The 18,335-nt window shown below is 66.3% G+C and carries 11 protein-coding genes and 3 rRNA genes; all 14 read left to right on the forward strand.

Annotated elements, in window-relative coordinates:
• Positions 1 to 47 precede the first annotated feature (47 nt).
• Positions 48 to 1,370, forward strand: a complete 1,323-nt coding sequence (gene tyrS, locus ACN9MP_RS06675) for a tyrosine--tRNA ligase (protein WP_426324847.1) — start codon at positions 48 to 50, stop codon at positions 1,368 to 1,370.
• 42 nt (positions 1,371 to 1,412) lie between these two features.
• Positions 1,413 to 2,261: a DUF4184 family protein gene (locus ACN9MP_RS06680; protein WP_426324849.1), complete on the forward strand. Its 849-nt coding sequence runs from the start codon at positions 1,413 to 1,415 to the stop codon at positions 2,259 to 2,261.
• A 489-nt stretch (positions 2,262 to 2,750) separates the two neighbouring features.
• Positions 2,751 to 4,274: ribosomal RNA gene (locus ACN9MP_RS06685) — 16S ribosomal RNA — on the forward strand.
• Between the two features lie 421 nt (positions 4,275 to 4,695).
• Positions 4,696 to 7,800: ribosomal RNA gene (locus ACN9MP_RS06690) — 23S ribosomal RNA — on the forward strand.
• A gap of 105 nt (positions 7,801 to 7,905) precedes the next feature.
• Positions 7,906 to 8,022: ribosomal RNA gene (rrf, locus tag ACN9MP_RS06695) — 5S ribosomal RNA — on the forward strand.
• Together the 16S, 23S and 5S rRNA genes form the textbook arrangement of a ribosomal RNA operon.
• A gap of 13 nt (positions 8,023 to 8,035) precedes the next feature.
• On the forward strand, positions 8,036 to 10,024 hold the full coding sequence (locus tag ACN9MP_RS06700) for a primosomal protein (protein WP_426324851.1): 1,989 nt from the start codon (positions 8,036 to 8,038) through the stop codon (positions 10,022 to 10,024).
• Complete coding sequence (locus ACN9MP_RS06705) at positions 10,024 to 11,061, forward strand: HAD-IIA family hydrolase (protein ID WP_426324852.1); 1,038 nt, start codon at positions 10,024 to 10,026, stop codon at positions 11,059 to 11,061. Before ACN9MP_RS06700 ends, ACN9MP_RS06705 begins: the two co-directional genes overlap by 1 nt.
• A 135-nt stretch (positions 11,062 to 11,196) precedes the next feature.
• A complete protein-coding gene (locus ACN9MP_RS06710; RefSeq protein WP_426324853.1) occupies positions 11,197 to 11,355 on the forward strand; it encodes a hypothetical protein in 159 nt (52 codons plus the stop codon).
• Positions 11,352 to 12,152, forward strand: a complete 801-nt coding sequence (locus tag ACN9MP_RS06715; RefSeq protein ID WP_426324854.1) for a TlyA family RNA methyltransferase — start codon at positions 11,352 to 11,354, stop codon at positions 12,150 to 12,152. The genes ACN9MP_RS06710 and ACN9MP_RS06715 overlap by 4 nt, the downstream gene beginning before the upstream one ends.
• Positions 12,149 to 13,192 (forward strand): NAD kinase, encoded by a 1,044-nt coding sequence (locus ACN9MP_RS06720; protein WP_426324856.1) that lies wholly within the window; start codon positions 12,149 to 12,151, stop codon positions 13,190 to 13,192. The genes ACN9MP_RS06715 and ACN9MP_RS06720 overlap by 4 nt, the downstream gene beginning before the upstream one ends.
• Positions 13,189 to 14,880 carry a DNA repair protein RecN gene (gene recN, locus ACN9MP_RS06725; protein WP_426324858.1) on the forward strand — a complete coding sequence of 564 codons (1,692 nt, stop codon included), beginning with the start codon at positions 13,189 to 13,191 and terminating at the stop codon, positions 14,878 to 14,880. The genes ACN9MP_RS06720 and recN overlap by 4 nt, the downstream gene beginning before the upstream one ends.
• A 17-nt stretch (positions 14,881 to 14,897) precedes the next feature.
• Positions 14,898 to 16,610 carry a CTP synthase gene (locus tag ACN9MP_RS06730; protein ID WP_426324860.1) on the forward strand — a complete coding sequence of 571 codons (1,713 nt, stop codon included), beginning with the start codon at positions 14,898 to 14,900 and terminating at the stop codon, positions 16,608 to 16,610.
• Between the two features lies 1 nt (position 16,611).
• On the forward strand, positions 16,612 to 17,262 hold the full coding sequence (locus tag ACN9MP_RS06735; protein ID WP_426324862.1) for an NUDIX domain-containing protein: 651 nt from the start codon (positions 16,612 to 16,614) through the stop codon (positions 17,260 to 17,262).
• 53 nt (positions 17,263 to 17,315) lie between these two features.
• Positions 17,316 to 18,275: a site-specific tyrosine recombinase XerD gene (gene xerD, locus ACN9MP_RS06740; RefSeq protein WP_426324864.1), complete on the forward strand. Its 960-nt coding sequence runs from the start codon at positions 17,316 to 17,318 to the stop codon at positions 18,273 to 18,275.
• Positions 18,276 to 18,335: the final 60 nt, after the last annotated feature.

The following is an 18,335-nucleotide window of genomic DNA, read 5'->3' on the forward strand; positions in this document are numbered from 1 at the left end:
CCATCCAGAGGCAGGAGGCAGCATCCGTCGCTGATAGCCTGGCGGGCGTGTCTGAAACCGTCGTGAGCGCACAGGACCCTTCTGTGCGCGCGCTGGCGCCCGCGAACGACCCGGCGTTCGAGAACGTGTGGGACGAGATCGTGTGGCGTGGGCTCGTGCATGTGTCCACCGATCAGGAGGCGCTGCGCGCCCTTCTCGCCGGAGACCCGATCACGTATTACTGCGGCTTCGACCCGACCGCCCCGAGCCTGCACCTCGGCAACCTCGTGCAGCTGCTGCTCATGCGCCGCCTGCAGCTCGCCGGTCACAAGCCGCTCGGTCTCGTCGGCGGCTCGACCGGCCTCATCGGCGACCCGCGTCCCTCGGCGGAGCGCACGCTCAACACCAAGGAGACCGTGAGCGAGTGGGTCGGCTACCTGCAGTCGCAGGTCGAGCGGTTCCTGAGCTTCGAGGGCGAGGACGCCGCTCGCATCGTCAACAACCTCGACTGGACGGCGCCGTTGAGCGCCATCGACTTCCTGCGCGACATCGGCAAGCACTACCGCGTGGGCACGATGCTCAAGAAGGACGCGGTCGCGGCCCGCCTGAACTCCGAGGCCGGCATCAGCTATACCGAGTTCAGCTACCAGATCCTGCAGGGGATGGACTACCTCGAGCTGTACCGCCAGTACGGCTGTGTGCTGCAGACCGGCGGCAGCGACCAGTGGGGAAATCTCACGAGCGGCACGGACCTCATCCACCGGGTGGAGGGCGCGCACGTTCACGCCATCGGCACGCCCCTGATCACCAACAGCGACGGCACGAAGTTCGGCAAGAGCGAGGGCAACGCGATCTGGCTCGATCCCGCGATGTGCAGCCCGTACCGCATGTACCAGTTCTGGCTGAACACCGACGACGCCGACGTGATCCAGCGTCTCAAGATCTTCACCTTCCTCACGCGCGCCGAGATCGAGGAGTACGAGCGCCTCGTCGCCGAGGAGCCCTTCCGCCGCGCCGCGCAGAAGCGCCTGGCTGTCGAGGTCACGACTTTCGTGCATGGGACGGACGCGGCGGCCGCCGCGATCGCGGCGTCCGAGGCCCTCTTCGGCCAGGGTGACCTCGCCGCCCTCGATGCGACGACGCTCCGGCACGCTCTCGAGGAACTGCCGAATGCGGCGGTCGGGCGGGGGACCCCCGTCGTGCAGGCGCTCGTCGACACCGGGTTGGTGTCGAGCCTGTCGGAGGCTCGTCGTGCCATCGCGCAGGGCGGTGTGTCGCTCGACGGCGCGAAGGTCGAGGACGACTCGGCCGTCGTCTCGGGGACACTCCCCGGCGGGGTCTCGGTGCTGCGCCGCGGCAAGAAGACGCTCGCCGGTCTGTTCGTCGGCTGACCCGGCATGAGGGCCGCAACCGCATCGGCAGGGGAATAGCGGGTGCCGTTCACGCCGAGCCACGCGGTCGTCGCACTGCCGTTCATGCGCACGCGGCTTCTTTCGGCGGCGATCGCGATCGGCGCGATGACGCCGGACCTGCCGCTCTTCGTGCGGGGGCTTCCGCTGCACTACGGCGTCACGCACTCCTTCGCCTGGGTGCCGGCGACCGTCGCGCTCGCCTTCGGGCTGTTGCTCATCTGGCGCTGCGTGGTGCGGCCGGCCGCGCGTGAGCTCTCGCCGCGATGGCTCGCGGCGCGGCTGCCGGGGGAGTGGGACGCCGGCGCCGTGCCGGCGCTTCGTGAGACGGTCGGCGTGGCTCCCGGTTCTGCGTCCCGCGCTGCGGGGGGGCGGATGCTGCTCCTCGCCGCATCGCTCGCCATCGGGGTGGTGAGCCACATCGTCTGGGATCTGTTCACTCACGAGGGACGGTGGGGCACCACCGCGATCGGGGCCCTCGACGCGGAGTGGGGCCCGCTGCCGGGGTACAAATGGCTGCAGCACGGGTCGAGCGTGATCGGACTGGCGATCATCGGGATGTGGATGCTGGTGTGGCTCGTCCGGCGGAAGGGCGAGCCATCCCTGTCCCGCGTCTTGCAGCCCTGGGTGCGGGGCACCTGGTGGGTTTCGCTGCCGGTGTCCCTCGCGGTGGGATGGGTGTGGGGGCTGACGGTGCTCGGCCCTCTCGACGCCGAGTTCACTCCCGCGCACCTCGCCTACCTCGTGCTTCCGCCGGCGTGTGCCCTCTGGGGCGCCGTGACGCTTGCACTCTGCGTCCTGGTGCAGGTGCTCCGGCGACGGGCGGCTGGCACGGTCGACCCGACGCTGGCCCGTGGGGCGAAATCCCCGTGATTTCGCGGTGCCGCGCACGCGACACGCCCGGGGTGCGGGCTCGATTCGACGGGGGCCCGGATGCCGCGTAATGTTCTTGTTGTTCGCCCCAAAGGGTAGAGCGGAAGGCCGGAAGGTCTGGCTCCCCTCAAGCAGCGAACCACCTCCATCACCTCACGATCCACACATGGATTGCCCCGCTTGCGGGATGATGGGGACCTTGTTCGGAGAGCTCCGGTCGATTTGACGGGATCGCTTCGGCAGGATAAGATAGTGAAGTTGCCCAGCCGGGGCAGCGGGTCGTGAGATCCGGTGCTGGTTGGTGCGTCCGATCTTTGAGAACTCAACAGCGTGCACTTGTCAAATGCCAATTTATTTCTCTGTCGACCATTTTTTGGTTGGTGGGGGTCTTTTTTGGATCAATTCATGGATGTCAGTTTGATATTCGTTTTTGGTCATGGTTGAACTCGTTGCTTTCGGTCTTATTCCGACTGTTTGCAGCATCATTTTTTTATGGAGAGTTTGATCCTGGCTCAGGATGAACGCTGGCGGCGTGCTTAACACATGCAAGTCGAACGGTGAACACGGAGCTTGCTTCGTGGGATCAGTGGCGAACGGGTGAGTAACACGTGAGCAACCTGCCCTGGACTCTGGGATAAGCGCTGGAAACGGCGTCTAATACTGGATATGAGCCTCTATCGCATGGTGGGGGTTGGAAAGATTTTTCGGTCTGGGATGGGCTCGCGGCCTATCAGCTTGTTGGTGAGGTAATGGCTCACCAAGGCGTCGACGGGTAGCCGGCCTGAGAGGGTGACCGGCCACACTGGGACTGAGACACGGCCCAGACTCCTACGGGAGGCAGCAGTGGGGAATATTGCACAATGGGCGGAAGCCTGATGCAGCAACGCCGCGTGAGGGATGACGGCCTTCGGGTTGTAAACCTCTTTTAGCAAGGAAGAAGCGAAAGTGACGGTACTTGCAGAAAAAGCGCCGGCTAACTACGTGCCAGCAGCCGCGGTAATACGTAGGGCGCAAGCGTTATCCGGAATTATTGGGCGTAAAGAGCTCGTAGGCGGTTTGTCGCGTCTGCTGTGAAATCCCGAGGCTCAACCTCGGGCCTGCAGTGGGTACGGGCAGACTAGAGTGCGGTAGGGGAGATTGGAATTCCTGGTGTAGCGGTGGAATGCGCAGATATCAGGAGGAACACCGATGGCGAAGGCAGATCTCTGGGCCGTAACTGACGCTGAGGAGCGAAAGGGTGGGGAGCAAACAGGCTTAGATACCCTGGTAGTCCACCCCGTAAACGTTGGGAACTAGTTGTGGGGTCCTTTCCACGGATTCCGTGACGCAGCTAACGCATTAAGTTCCCCGCCTGGGGAGTACGGCCGCAAGGCTAAAACTCAAAGGAATTGACGGGGACCCGCACAAGCGGCGGAGCATGCGGATTAATTCGATGCAACGCGAAGAACCTTACCAAGGCTTGACATACACGAGAACACCCTAGAAATAGGAGACTCTTTGGACACTCGTGAACAGGTGGTGCATGGTTGTCGTCAGCTCGTGTCGTGAGATGTTGGGTTAAGTCCCGCAACGAGCGCAACCCTCGTTCTATGTTGCCAGCACGTAATGGTGGGAACTCATGGGATACTGCCGGGGTCAACTCGGAGGAAGGTGGGGATGACGTCAAATCATCATGCCCCTTATGTCTTGGGCTTCACGCATGCTACAATGGCCGGTACAAAGGGCTGCAATACCGTGAGGTGGAGCGAATCCCAAAAAGCCGGTCCCAGTTCGGATTGAGGTCTGCAACTCGACCTCATGAAGTCGGAGTCGCTAGTAATCGCAGATCAGCAACGCTGCGGTGAATACGTTCCCGGGTCTTGTACACACCGCCCGTCAAGTCATGAAAGTCGGTAACACCTGAAGCCGGTGGCCTAACCCTTGTGGGGGGAGCCGTCGAAGGTGGGATCGGTAATTAGGACTAAGTCGTAACAAGGTAGCCGTACCGGAAGGTGCGGCTGGATCACCTCCTTTCTAAGGAGCACCTCAACCTTCGGGTTGGAGGACCCAGCTCAGGGCGAATGTTCCTGGGTGGGGCTCGTGGGTGGAACATTTGACATGGCATCAGCGCGACTGATTCTCACTAGTACGCCGGTTCTTCGGGGCCGGTTGGAGGGTGGGGGTTTGTGAGCGGGGTGCCTGCACGCTGTTGGGTCCTGAGGGACCGGACGTCTGCCTTTCGGGGTGGGGTTTGACTCTCTGGGCTCGTCTTGCTGCCGGCTTTTGTTGGTGGGTGGGGCGGGTGCCGCCCGTACTTTGAGAACTACACAGTGGACGCGAGCATCTTTGAGATGATCCCTTCGGGGGTTGTCTTTATTGATGATCTTAAAGATCATTAGTCAATTTCTCGTCAGGGTTTCGGCTCTGGCGCGATTCTTGATGAGAACTCATGTGATTTCAAGTCTTTAAGAGCAAACGGTGGATGCCTTGGCATCTGGAGCCGAAGAAGGACGTAGCAATCTGCGATAAGCCTCGGGGAACTGATAAGCAAGTTTTGATCCGAGGGTGTCCGAATGGGGAAACCCCGCTGGGCGGCGTGCCGACCCAGTGACTCCCGCCTGAATATATAGGGCGGGTAGAGGGAACGTGGGGAAGTGAAACATCTCAGTACCCACAGGAAGAGAAAACAACCGTGATTCCGTGAGTAGTGGCGAGCGAAATCGGATCAGGCTAAACCTCATGTGTGTGAGAGCCGGCAGGCGTTGCATGTGGGGGGTTGCGGGACTTTCCTGACCATTCTGCCGAGTGGTCGACGTGACAGAAGCGTATAGACGAACCGTCTTGAAAGGCGGGCCAGAGTGGGTGCCAGCCCCGTAGTCGAAATGCGTGTTCTGACGTGGAGAGTATCCCAAGTAGCACGGGGCCCGAGAAATCCCGTGTGAATCTGTCAGGACCACCTGATAAGCCTAAATACTCCCAGATGACCGATAGCGGACAAGTACCGTGAGGGAAAGGTGAAAAGTACCCCGGGAGGGGAGTGAAATAGTACCTGAAACCGTTTGCTTACAAACCGTTGGAGCACCCCTGGTAGGTGTGACAGCGTGCCTTTTGAAGAATGAGCCTGCGAGTTAGCGATATGTGGCGAGGTTAACCCGGGTGGGGTAGCCGTAGCGAAAGCGAGTCTGAATAGGGCGATTCAGTCGCATGTCCTAGACCCGAAGCGAAGTGATCTATCCATGGCCAGGCTGAAGCGACGGTAAGACGTCGTGGAGGGCCGAACCCACTTAGGTTGAAAACTGAGGGGATGAGCTGTGGATAGGGGTGAAAGGCCAATCAAACTTCGTGATAGCTGGTTCTCTCCGAAATGCATTTAGGTGCAGCGTTGCGTGTTTCTTGCCGGAGGTAGAGCTACTGGATGGCCGATGGGCCCTACAAGGTTACTGACGTCAGCCAAACTCCGAATGCCGGTAAGTGAGAGCGCAGCAGTGAGACTGTGGGGGATAAGCTTCATAGTCGAGAGGGAAACAACCCAGACCACCATCTAAGGTCCCTAAGCGCGTGCTAAGTGGGAAAGGATGTGGAGTTGCTTAGACAACCAGGAGGTTGGCTTAGAAGCAGCCACCCTTGAAAGAGTGCGTAATAGCTCACTGGTCAAGTGATTCCGCGCCGACAATGTAACGGGGCTCAAGCACGCCACCGAAGTTGTGGCATTGACATTATTGGTAGGCCTTCGTGGTCCAGCCGTGTTGATGGGTAGGAGAGCGTCGTGTGGCGAGTGAAGCGGCGGGGTGACCCAGCCGTGGACGCTACACGAGTGAGAATGCAGGCATGAGTAGCGAAAGACGTGTGAGAAACACGTCCTCCGAAAGACCAAGGGTTCCAGGGTCAAGCTAATCTTCCCTGGGTAAGTCGGGACCTAAGGCGAGGCCGACAGGCGTAGTCGATGGACAACGGGTTGATATTCCCGTACCGGCGAAGAACCGCCCCAACCAATCCAGTAGTGCTAAGTGTCTGAATCCCACTGACGGATCCCTTCGGGGTGATGCTGTGGGCCTAGCGCACGACCCCATGCTGAGGCGGTTAGCGTATTAACAGGTGTGACGCAGGAAGGTAGCCCAACCCGGGCGATGGTTGTCCCGGGGCAAGTGCGTAGGCCGAGTCATAGGCAAATCCGTGACTCATACAGGCTGAGACACGATGCGGATGAAAAGTGGGTGATCCTATGCTGCCAAGAAAAGCATCGACGCGAGGTTCTAGCCGCCCGTACCCCAAACCGACTCAGGTGGTCAGGTAGAGAATACCAAGGAGATCGAGAGAATCGTGGTTAAGGAACTCGGCAAAATGCCCCCGTAACTTCGGGAGAAGGGGGGCCATCCACTTATACCAGCTTGCCTGGAAAAGGGTGTGGTGGCCGCAGAGACTAGTGGGTAGCGACTGTTTACTAAAAACACAGGTCCGTGCCAAGTCGCAAGACGATGTATACGGACTGACGCCTGCCCGGTGCTGGAAGGTTAAGAGGACGGGTCAGCCGCAAGGCGAAGCTCAGAATTTAAGCCCCAGTAAACGGCGGTGGTAACTATAACCATCCTAAGGTAGCGAAATTCCTTGTCGGGTAAGTTCCGACCTGCACGAATGGCGTAACGACTTCCCAACTGTCTCAACCGCGAACTCGGCGAAATTGCATTACGAGTAAAGATGCTCGTTACGCGCAGCAGGACGGAAAGACCCCGTGACCTTTACTACAGCTTGGTATTGGTGTTCGGTGTGGCTTGTGTAGGATAGGTGGGAGACTGTGAAGCGGATACGCCAGTATTCGTGGAGTCGTTGTTGAAATACCACTCTGGTCACTCTGGATGTCTAACTTCGAACCGTAATCCGGTTCAGGGACAGTGCCTGGTGGGTAGTTTAACTGGGGCGGTTGCCTCCCAAAAAGTAACGGAGGCGCCCAAAGGTTCCCTCAACCTGGTTGGCAATCAGGTGGCGAGTGTAAGTGCACAAGGGAGCTTGACTGTGAGACTGACAGGTCGAGCAGGGACGAAAGTCGGGACTAGTGATCCGGCAGTGGCTTGTGGAAGCGCTGTCGCTCAACGGATAAAAGGTACCTCGGGGATAACAGGCTGATCTTGCCCAAGAGTCCATATCGACGGCATGGTTTGGCACCTCGATGTCGGCTCGTCGCATCCTGGGGCTGGAGTAGGTCCCAAGGGTTGGGCTGTTCGCCCATTAAAGCGGTACGCGAGCTGGGTTTAGAACGTCGTGAGACAGTTCGGTCCCTATCCGCTGCGCGCGTAGGAAGTTTGAGAGGATCTGACCCTAGTACGAGAGGACCGGGTTGGACGAACCTCTGGTGTGCCAGTTGTACTGCCAAGTGCACCGCTGGTTAGCTACGTTCGGGATGGATAACCGCTGAAAGCATCTAAGCGGGAAGCCGGCCTCAAGATGAGACTTCCATACCTTCGGGTGAGAGGCTCCCAGCCAGACTACTGGGTTGATAGGCCAGATGTGGAAGCGCAGCAATGCGTGCAGCTGACTGGTACTAATAAGCCGATGACTTGATAACACACCTTCCTGGTGCTTGCGTCCACTGAGTGGTTCCCGATGTACGGTCGGGAACACAACGACAAAGAGAACTTTCACGTTGTGAACACTGAAACATCGAAAGAGTTTCGGCGGCCATAGCGAGAGGGAAACGCCCGGTCCCATTCCGAACCCGGAAGCTAAGCCTCTCAGCGCCGATGGTACTGCAGGGGGGACCCTGTGGGAGAGTAGGACACCGCCGGACACCCATTCACGGAATGGCCACCCACACCCTGGGTGGCCATTCCGCGTTAACAGGGTGGATTGCCGACGTAGAACGCATCCGGGAGGATCGAAGAATGGCAGATCAGGAGCCGCGCGAAGATCGACGCGCGTCGCGCGAACGATCCAGCAGCCCCGGGCGCTCGTCGGCAGGCGCCGACCGGAAGCCGCACGCGAAGCGGGATGGCGAGAAGAAGCCGTACGCGAAGCGTGACGGTGACCGCCCGTACGCGAAGCGCGAGGGTGACCGCCCGTACGCCAAGCGCGAGGGTGACCGCCCGTACGCGAAGCGTGACGGTGATCGCCCGTACGCGAAGCGTGACGGCGACCACAAGCCGTACGCCAAGCGCGAGGGTGACCGCCCGTACGCGAAGCGCGAGGGCGACCACAAGCCGTACGCCAAGCGCGAGGGTGACCGCCCGTACGCCAAGCGTGACGGCGACCACAAGCCGTACGCCAAGCGCGAGGGTGACCACAAGCCGTACGCCAAGCGCGAGGGTGACCACAAGCCGTACGCCAAGCGCGAGGGTGACCGTCCGTACGCGAAGCGCGAGGGTGACCGCCCGTACGCGAAGCGCGAGGGTGATCGCCCGTACGCGAAGCGCGAGGGTGATCGCCCGTACGCGAAGCGCGACGGTGACCGCCCGTACGCCAAGCGCGACGGTGACCGCCCGTACGCGAAGCGTGACGGCGACCACAAGCCGTACGCGAAGCGCGAGGGTGATCGCCCGTACGCCAAGCGCGAGGACGCCCGTCCGTATGAGAAGCGTGACGGCGACCGCCCGTACGCCAAGCGCGAGGGTGACCGTCCGTACGCGAAGCGCGAGGACGCCCGTCCGTATGAGAAGCGCGACGGCGACCGCCCTTACGCGAAGCGCGAGGGCGACCGTCCCTCCGCGCACCGCGATGGTGACCGGAAGCCGTACGAGCGCGGCGCGCGCCCGACGCGAGGCGGCGCGAATCGCCCCGATCGAGCGGTGCGCGAAGGCGAGATCCGCCCCATCCGCGAGCGCCACGACGACCCGGTCATTCCCGCCGACGTCACTGCGCGCGACCTTCCGCCCGCGGCCCGCAACGAGCTGAAGACGCTGAGCAAGGAGAACGCCGACCAGGTCGCGCGTCATCTCGCGATGGCCTCGCAGCTCATCGACGAAGACCCGGCTCTGGCGCACCAGCATGCGATCTCGGCATCTCGTCGCGCCGGCCGGATCGCCGTCGTACGCGAGACGCTCGCGATCACCGCCTACGCGACCGGTGACTTCGCTCTGGCGTTGCGCGAACTGCGGACCTACCGCCGCATCTCCGGCCGCGACGACCAGATCGCCCTGATGGTCGACAGTGAGCGCGGCGTCGGTCGCGCCGACCGTGCGCTCGAAGTGGGTCGTTCGGTCGACCGCTCCACGCTCGAGACGCCCGTGCGGGTGGAGCTCGCGATCGCCATGTCCGGCGCCCGGCTCGACCTCGGCGAGCCCGAGCGTGCTCTCCAGGAGCTCGACATTCCGGAGCTCGACCCCGACCGCGCCTTCGAGTGGAGCCCCGCGCTGTTCGCCGCGCGGGCGACGGTGCTCGAGGAGCTCGGTCGCGACGACGAGGCAGCCCAGTGGCACCGCCGTGCGGTCATCGCCGCGGAGGCCATCGACGCGGCATCCGGTGGCGGCGATCTCGAGACCGTGTTCGTCGAGGAGGTCCTCGAGGAGGACGACGAAGACGCCGACGCCGATGCGGCGAACGAAAGCGAAGGTTTCTCGGAGCCGGAGATCGCCGCGAACGACGGAGAGATCGAGCCCGGCGTCGAGCCCGAGTCCGATGCCGGGGCGGAGTCCGGCGCCGGATCGGGCGCCGCGCCGGACAGCGAGCCGGAAGCTGCCGGCGACGGGCGGGACGACGAAGAGTTCTCGGTTGCCGACGAGGTTGCCGAACTGCTCGTCGATGCCGGCATCGACGAACCGGAGGATGACCGCGACAACGGCGAGGCCGATCGCTGATGGCGCTGTTCGGACGGCGGGCCGCGACGCCCGCCCCTCTGGACGGCGTCGACGTTCTGCTGGCGGACCTCGACGGCGTCGTCTATGCCGGTTCGGGTGCTCTGCCCCACGCGGTCGAGAGCCTCAACCGGGCGAGGCAGGGGCGGTCTCTCGCGTACATCACCAACAACGCGGCGCGCACGGATGCCTCGGTCGCGGCGCATCTGAGCGAACTCGGGCTGGCGACGGCGCCTGGTGACGTCGTGACCAGTCCGCAGGCCGCCATGCGCCTGCTGGCCGCGAAGATCGCGCCCGGTTCCACCGTGCTGGTCGTCGGAGGCGATGGACTCGTCGTCGAAGTCGAGAAGGCCGGCTTCGTCGTGACCCGCAGCGCCGACGACGCACCGGCAGCGGTGGTGCAGGGCTTCGCCCCCGAGGTGGGGTGGACGCAGCTGGCCGAGGCCGCCTTCGCGCTGAAGACGCCCGAGGAAGAGGGCGGCATCCCATGGATCGCGACGAACACCGACTGGACGATCCCGCAGTCCCGCGGCATCGCCCCCGGTAACGGCACGCTGGTCTCCGCGGTGCACACGGCGGTCGGCCGGCTGGCGACGGTCGCCGGCAAGCCCGAGGTGCCGATCTTCCACGAGGCCGTCGCGCGGTTCGAGGCGCAGCATCCGCTGTTCCTCGGCGACCGTCTCGACACCGACATCCTCGGGGCCAACCGTGCCGGCATAGCGTCGGCTCTCGTGCTCACGGGGGTCGACCGTCCCAAGCACGTGCTGGCCGCGCCGGAAGGCTCACGACCCACCTACATCCTCAGCGACCTCCGGGAGCTGCACGAGCCGTACCCCGAGGTGCACGTGAAAGACGCGGTCGCGACGGCCGGCGGCGCTCGGGTGGCCATCGACGGAGCCGACATCCGCATCCTGAGCGCGGGCGATCGTCCGATCGACCTCGTGCGCGCGGGCGCCGCGGCGATCTGGTCGACCGGTCGCGCGATCTTCGGATTCCGCGTGCCCGAGGCGCTGTACGCCGACCCGTTCCACCGGCCCTGACCCGCACGGTCACCGAGCTCGTCGAAGTCCCCGCGGCAGGCTCAGCGACCGGTGTCCCCGGCTTCGACGTACGCAGCGAGCCGGCGACGCGCGGCGGGTCGCGGGGCTGCCGGGGTGCCGCCGTATCCTTGGGGCATGGACCGGATGAGCGCGCGTGAGGACGAGGACGGCGATCTGCTGTCGACCCTCGAGGTGATCGAAGCGCAGCCGCTCGCCACGCGGGCCGACGCGTACGAGGCGCTGCACGACACGCTCGCGCGTCGCCTCGAGGCGACGCCCGGCACGCCGTCATGACGACCCGCCTCGATGCCGCTCTGGCCGCACGGGGTCTCGCGCGCTCCCGCACGCACGCCGCGACGCTCATCGCCGAAGGCCTCGTGACGGTCGACGGCAGACCCGTCGTGAAGGCGTCGACACCGGTCGCCGACGAGTCGGTCCTCGGCGTCGCCGGCGGTGACCACTATGTCAGTCGCGCTGCGCACAAGCTGATCGCCGGACTCGACGCGTTCGAAGTGGCGGTCCGCGGTCGCGTGGCACTCGACATGGGCGCGTCCACCGGCGGTTTCACGCAGGTGCTGCGCGAGCGCGGCGCGGAGCCGGTGATCGCCGTGGATGTCGGTCACGGGCAGCTCGCTGCATCCGTCGCCGAAGATCCCGGCGTGGTGTCGATCGAGGGCTTCAACGTCCGGTACATGACAGCCGGATCACTCGCCGCGGCGAGCGGCGTCGCGCAGGCACCGTCATTGATCACCGGCGACCTGTCGTTCATCTCGCTCTCGCACGTGCTGCCCGCCGCGCGCGCGGTCGCCGCATCCGATGCCGACCTCGTGCTGCTGATCAAGCCGCAGTTCGAGGTCGGACGCACGGCCGTCAAGGGCGGGCTCGTGACCAACCCCGTGATCCGGGCCGACGCCGTGGCGGGCGTGCTGTGGGCCGCGTGGGACACCGGCCTCGGAACGTGCGGGATCGTCGCATCGCCGATCGCGGGCACGCACGGCAATTCCGAGTACATCGCCCACCTCGCGCCGGGGCGGGGGAGCAATCCGACAGAATGGTTGAGCACTGTGAACCGACTGGCGGGGAGCCGATGAACAACGCCGACGCGCAGCACCGCTTGCACGCCGACGCGCAGCCCGAGCGCAGCATCCTGGTGGTGGCGCACGCCCACCGCGCCGAAACCGTCGCCGCGGCCGAGCGCGTCGTCGCATCGCTGCGCGCCGCCGGGGCACGCCCGGTGCTCGCGCCCGACGACCGGGATGAGCTGGTCGCCGCCGGTGCGTCGCTGTCCGACGTCGCACGGCTGGGCATCGACGTGCCGGTCCCGCACATCGAACTCGCGATCGTCCTCGGGGGCGACGGCACCATCCTGCGCGCGGCCGAGCTCGTCCGCGACGGCAGCGCTCCCGTGCTCGGGATCAACATGGGCCACGTCGGCTTCCTCGCCGAGACCGAGCGCGACGACATGGACGAGGCCGTCCGTCGCGTGATCGCGCGCGAGTACGAGGTCGAGGAGCGCATGGCGCTGCAGATCCGCGTCAAAGACACGGGGGACTCGGTGGTCTACGAGACCTGGGCGCTCAACGAGGCGACCGTCGAGAAGGCCAGTCGCGAACGGATGCTGGAAGTCGTCGTCGAGATCGACGGACGGCCCCTGTCGACCTTCGGCTGCGACGGGATGGTCGTGTCGACGCCGACGGGGTCCACCGCCTACAACTTCTCCGCGGGCGGCCCGGTCATCTGGCCGACGGTCGAAGCGATCGCGGTGGTGCCGCTGTCGGCCCACGCGCTCTTCGCGAAGCCACTCGTCGTCGGACCGGAGCACGCGGTGGCGATCGAGGTGCTCGAACGGACGAATGCGGCGGCGATCCTCTGGTGCGACGGCCGGCGCTCGCACGATCTGCCGCCCGGTGCGCGCGTCGTAGTGCGACGGTCCGACCGTCCCGTGCGCCTTGCGCGCCTGCATCCCGCCCAGTTCACCGACCGGCTCGTGCGCAAGTTCCGCCTGCCGGTCGAAGGCTGGCGAGGCCCCGCGGCGATCACCGGCGTCATGCCGGTGAGCTCCGCCGACACGCGGGACACTCCGGTGACCGGCGTCGAGATGGCAGTGGATGACGGTGGGGAGGCGTCGTGATCGAGGAGATGCGACTGCGCGACCTGGGCGTGATCGCCGAGGCGACGCTTCCGATCGGTCCCGGGTTCACCGCCATCACGGGTGAGACCGGCGCCGGCAAGACGATGGTCGTGACGGGCCTCGGACTGCTTCTCGGTCAGCGTGCCGACTCCGGCGCGGTGCGCGCCGGGGCTGCGCAGGCGACCGTCGACGGCGTCTGGATCGTGCCCGAGGACGGACCCGTGGCCGCGCGCGTTCGCGAGGCGGGCGGCGACGTCGAGCCCATCGGCCAGGGCCGCGCGGAGCTGTACATCGGCAGATCCATCTCGAGCGAGGGACGCGGACGCGCGTCGGTCGGCGGCCGGGCCGCGCCGGCGGGCGTGCTCGCCGACCTCGCCGACGAGCTGGTGGTCGTGCACGGGCAGTCCGACCAGTTGCGGCTGCGATCCGCGGCCGCCCAGCGCGATGCCCTCGACCGCTTCGGCGGGGCGCGCGTGCAGAACGCCCGCGACGCCTACCGGCGTGCCTTCGAGCACTGGCGTGCCGTCGACCGTGAACTCTCCCAACTCTCCGACGACCGCGACACGCGGGCCCGGGAGGCCGAAGAGCTCCGGGCACAGCTCGCCGAGATCGAGCAGGCGGCACCCGAGCCGGGAGAGGATGCCGAGCTCGCGACCCGCGCCGAGCGGCTTGCGAACGCCGAAGAGCTGCGCATCGCCGCGGCCACCGCCCATGACGGACTGTCGGGCGAGGGCGACGAACCCGACGCCGGCGCGTTGATCGCCGAAGCGCGTCGCACCCTGGAGCGGGTGCACGACCCGGTGCTCGCCGAACTGTCGGGTCAGCTCGCCGACGTCGGCTATCGCGTCGCCGACATCGCCGCCGCTCTCGCCGGTTACCTCGCCGACCTCGACGAGTCGGGTCCCCACGAGCTGGCCGCCGTCGAGGAGCGCCGTGCGGTACTGGCGGGCCTCGTTCGCGCCCACGGCACGCTCGACGCGGCGATCGAGCTCCTCGACACCGGCTCGTCGCGGCTCGCGGAGCTCGACGACGACTCCGGCCGCATCGAGCGGCTGACCGAGGAGCGGGATGCCGCAGCATCCGTCCTCGACGAGACAGCCGCCGCACTGACCGCGGCCCGCACCGAAGCCGCCGCGCGGCTGGGCGCCGCGGTCACGACCGAACTGCGGGCGCTGGCCATGCCGGACGCGCGGCTGGAGGTGTCGGTCACCCCCGGACCGGAGTCAACGTCCGGGCGCGACGACGTCGGGATCCTGCTCGCCCCCCACCCGGGCGCCGAGCCGCGCCCGGTGTCTCGGGGTGCGAGCGGGGGAGAGCTCAGCCGCGTCATGCTGGCCATCGAGGTGGTCATCGCGGCGGTGGATCCCGTGCCGACCTTCGTGTTCGACGAGGTGGACGCCGGCATCGGCGGAGCCGCGGCGATCGAGGTGGGTCGTCGCCTCGCCCGGCTCTCGGAGTCGTCTCAGGTGATCGCCGTCACCCACCTGGCCCAAGTGGCCGCTTTCGCCGCCAACCACCTCACCGTCGTGAAGGCGAACGACGGCTCCGTCACCGCATCCGACGTGCGCCGCCTGGACGGCGCCGACCGCGAGGCCGAGATGGCGCGGCTGCTGTCGGGCATGCCCGATTCCGACGCGGCGCTCACCCACGCACGTGAGTTGCTCAGCCTTCGCACCGAAGCCGACTGATAGGATAAAAGCCCGTGATGCAGACTTCTGATTCTTCCCGCGGCGGCTCTTCGAACGACACCACCAAGCACATCTTCGTGACCGGTGGTGTCGTTTCCTCGTTGGGCAAGGGACTCACCGCGGCCAGCCTCGGAAACCTGCTCACCGCACGTGGCCTGCACGTCGTGATGCAGAAGCTCGACCCCTACCTCAACGTCGACCCGGGAACGATGAACCCGTTCCAGCACGGCGAGGTGTTCGTCACCGACGACGGCGCCGAGACCGACCTCGACATCGGCCACTACGAGCGCTTCCTCGACATCGAGCTGAGCCAGGCCGCGAACGTCACCACGGGCCAGATCTACTCGCAGGTCATCGCCAGGGAGCGGCGCGGCGAGTACCTGGGCGACACCGTTCAGGTGATCCCGCACATCACCGACGAGATCAAGCGCCGCATGCGCCTGCAGGCCGACCAGACGCCCAAGCCCGACGTCATCATCACGGAGATCGGCGGAACCGTCGGCGACATCGAGTCGCAGCCGTTCATCGAGTCGGCACGGCAGATCCGCCACGAGCTCGGCCGTGGCAACGTGTTCTTCGTCCACGTGTCGCTCGTGCCGTTCATGGGCGCCTCGGGCGAGCAGAAGACCAAGCCGACCCAGCACTCCGTCGCGACGCTCCGCTCGATCGGCATCCAGCCCGACGCGCTCGTGCTGCGCAGCGACCGCCCCGTCACCGAGTCGAACAAGCGCAAGATCGCGCTCATGTGCGACGTCGACGAGGACGCGGTCGTCAACGCCGTCGACGTGCCGAGCATCTACGACATCCCCACGATGCTCAACGAGCAGGGGCTCGACGCGTACATCGTGCAGACGCTCGGGCTGTCGAAGGCGGACGACGTCGACTGGTCGCGCTGGCAGCGTGTGCTGAACGCGGTGCACAACCCGAAGCACGAGGTCACCATCGGCCTCGTCGGCAAGTACATCGACCTGCCCGACGCCTACCTCTCGGTGACGGAGGCGCTCAAGGCCGGCGGCTTCGCGCAGGAGACGCACGTCAACATCCGCTGGATCCCGTCGGACGAGTGCGAGACCCCTGAGGGGGCCGCGAAGGCGCTCGGCGCGCTCGACGGCATCGTGATCCCGGGCGGTTTCGGCATCCGCGGCATCGAGGGCAAGATCGGGGCCCTGAAGTTCGCGCGCGAGCAGGGCATCCCGACGCTCGGCATCTGCCTCGGGCTGCAATGCATCGTCATCGAGTACGCGCGCCACGTCGCCGGCATCGAGGATGCCTCGTCGAGCGAGTTCGACCCCGACACGCAGCATCCGGTCATCGCCACGATGGAGGAGCAGATCGACATCCTCGAGCACGGCGACCTGGGCGGCACCATGCGCCTCGGCATCTACCCGGCCGACCTCGCGGAGGGTTCCATCGCCGCCGAGGTCTACGGCTCGAACCGTGCGTCGGAGCGCCACCGCCACCGCTACGAGGTGAACAACCGCTACCGAGACCGGATCGCGGAAGCCGGCCTCGTCTTCTCGGGCATCAACCCCGACCTGAACCTGGTCGAGTACGTCGAGCTGCCGCGCGACGTGCACCCGTACTACATCGCGACGCAGGCGCACCCCGAGCTGCGCTCGCGCCCGACAGACGCGAACCCGCTGTTCCGCGGACTCGTCGGAGCCGCGCTCGAGCGTCACCGTTCGAGCGAGCTGTTCGAGGTGGAATCCGACGAGCTGACGGTCGCCTGACATGACGGAGGAACGGATGCCGGCGGCCGGCGTGCCCGCCGGGCGTGGGCAGTCCGCTCCCGCGCAGGTCGCGCCCCTCGCCGATGAGCCGGTCGATGCGCCGGTCGTCGACAGCGAGGTCGTGTACGAGGGTCGGGTGTGGGACGTGCGCAGCGACACCGTCGCGTACGGCGACGGCCGGATCGTGCGCCAGTACGTCGATCACCCCGGTGCGGCAGCCGTCGTCGCGGTCGACGACGAGGGCCGGGTGCTGCTCATCCAGCAGTATCGGCATCCCATCCGGCACCGTGACTGGGAGATCCCCGCGGGACTTCTCGACAAGCCGGGGGAGTCGCCGCTGGAGACGGCGCGGCGCGAGCTCGCCGAGGAGGCCGACCTCGTCGCCTCGTCGTGGGAGCCGCTCGTCAGCATCTTCACCACGCCCGGCGGCAACGACGAGATCGTCCACCTGTTCCTGGCACGCGGGCTGTCAGCCGCGGGCGAGGTGCATGCCCGGGAGGACGAAGAGGCCGACATCCGCCTGGAGTGGGTCTCGCTCGACGACGCGATCGACGGGATCTTCGCCGGTCGCTTGCGCAACGGCATCCTGACCACTGGTGTGTTCGCGGCCGCCGAGCGGCTGCGCTCCACGGAGGCCACGCCCGCGGGCTGACGCGCCGCGCCCGGGGTGCGGACACGGCCCGCCCGACGTGAGACGCTCGACAGATGCAGATCGCTCGGGCGGTGGACTCCTACCTGCGCCACGTCGCGATCGAGCGCGGCCTGTCGGAGAACACCGTCGCCGCGTACCGGCGCGACCTGGCCGGCTACGCCGAATGGCTGGGTGAGCAGGGGATCCACGACACCTCCGCGGTCACCGCCACGACGCTCGCGAGCTTCATCGCCGACCGCGCCGCGGCTCGGCCGCCGATCGCCGCGTCGTCGCTGGCGCGACTGCAGTCATCGGTGCGCGGCCTGCACCGGTTCCTCGCCCGCGAGGGCATCGAGCCGGCCGACCCGTCGTCGAACCTGCGCCCGCCGAAGCAGCCGAGACGGCTGCCCAAGGCCCTGACGATCGACCAGGTGGAGCAGCTGCTGGACGCCTCGGGCCCGGCGCCGTCGATGGCGACCGACGTGCCGGGCGGTTCCCGCGGCGCGGGAGCGGCGCCCGGTGACCTGGTGGGGATGCGCGACCGCGCGCTGCTGGAGCTGCTGTACGCGACCGGTGCGCGCGTGTCGGAGATCGTGCAGCTCGACGTCGACGACGCCGCGCACGGCGACGTGCTGCGCGTGCGCGGCAAGGGCTCGAAGGAACGGATCGTGCCGGTCGGCTCGTATGCACGCGCGGCGGTGGATGCGTACCTGACGCGCGCACGCCCCGAGCTCTCCCGGCGGGGCCGCTCGACGCCGAAGCTCTTCCTGGGGGCCCGCGGGGCGCCGCTCTCGCGGCAGAGCGCCTGGCTGATCATCCAATCCGCCGCCGAGCGCGCCCACCTCACCGCGCACGTCTCGCCGCACACCCTGCGGCACTCGTTCGCCACCCACCTCCTGCAGGGCGGGGCCGACGTGCGCGTCGTGCAGGAGCTGCTCGGTCACGCGTCCGTCGCGACTACCCAGATCTACACGTACGTCTCGGTCGACGCGCTGCGCGACGTCTACGCCACCTCGCACCCCCGCGCCCGCTGAACCGGGTGCCGGCCCTCCCGGCGCTTCCGCTGAACGATTCCCCTACGGGCCACTAGGATC

The organism is Microbacterium sp. E-13, assembly GCF_049912955.1.
Classification (GTDB): Bacteria; Actinomycetota; Actinomycetes; order Actinomycetales; family Microbacteriaceae; genus Microbacterium.

What these genes read in the sequence shown, in the direction of transcription:
- ACN9MP_RS06730 (WP_426324860.1), top strand. Translation starts at nt 14,898, where the DNA reads ATGCAGACTTCTGATTCTTCCCGCGGCGGCTCTTCGAACGACACCACC.
- ACN9MP_RS06715 (WP_426324854.1), top strand. Translation starts at nt 11,352, where the DNA reads ATGACGACCCGCCTCGATGCCGCTCTGGCCGCACGGGGTCTCGCGCGC.
- xerD (WP_426324864.1), top strand. Translation starts at nt 17,316, where the DNA reads ATGCAGATCGCTCGGGCGGTGGACTCCTACCTGCGCCACGTCGCGATC.
- ACN9MP_RS06720 (WP_426324856.1), top strand. Translation starts at nt 12,149, where the DNA reads ATGAACAACGCCGACGCGCAGCACCGCTTGCACGCCGACGCGCAGCCC.
- ACN9MP_RS06705 (WP_426324852.1), top strand. Translation starts at nt 10,024, where the DNA reads ATGGCGCTGTTCGGACGGCGGGCCGCGACGCCCGCCCCTCTGGACGGC.
- ACN9MP_RS06710 (WP_426324853.1), top strand. Translation starts at nt 11,197, where the DNA reads ATGGACCGGATGAGCGCGCGTGAGGACGAGGACGGCGATCTGCTGTCG.
- ACN9MP_RS06735 (WP_426324862.1), top strand. Translation starts at nt 16,612, where the DNA reads ATGACGGAGGAACGGATGCCGGCGGCCGGCGTGCCCGCCGGGCGTGGG.
- ACN9MP_RS06700 (WP_426324851.1), top strand. Translation starts at nt 8,036, where the DNA reads ATGGCCACCCACACCCTGGGTGGCCATTCCGCGTTAACAGGGTGGATT.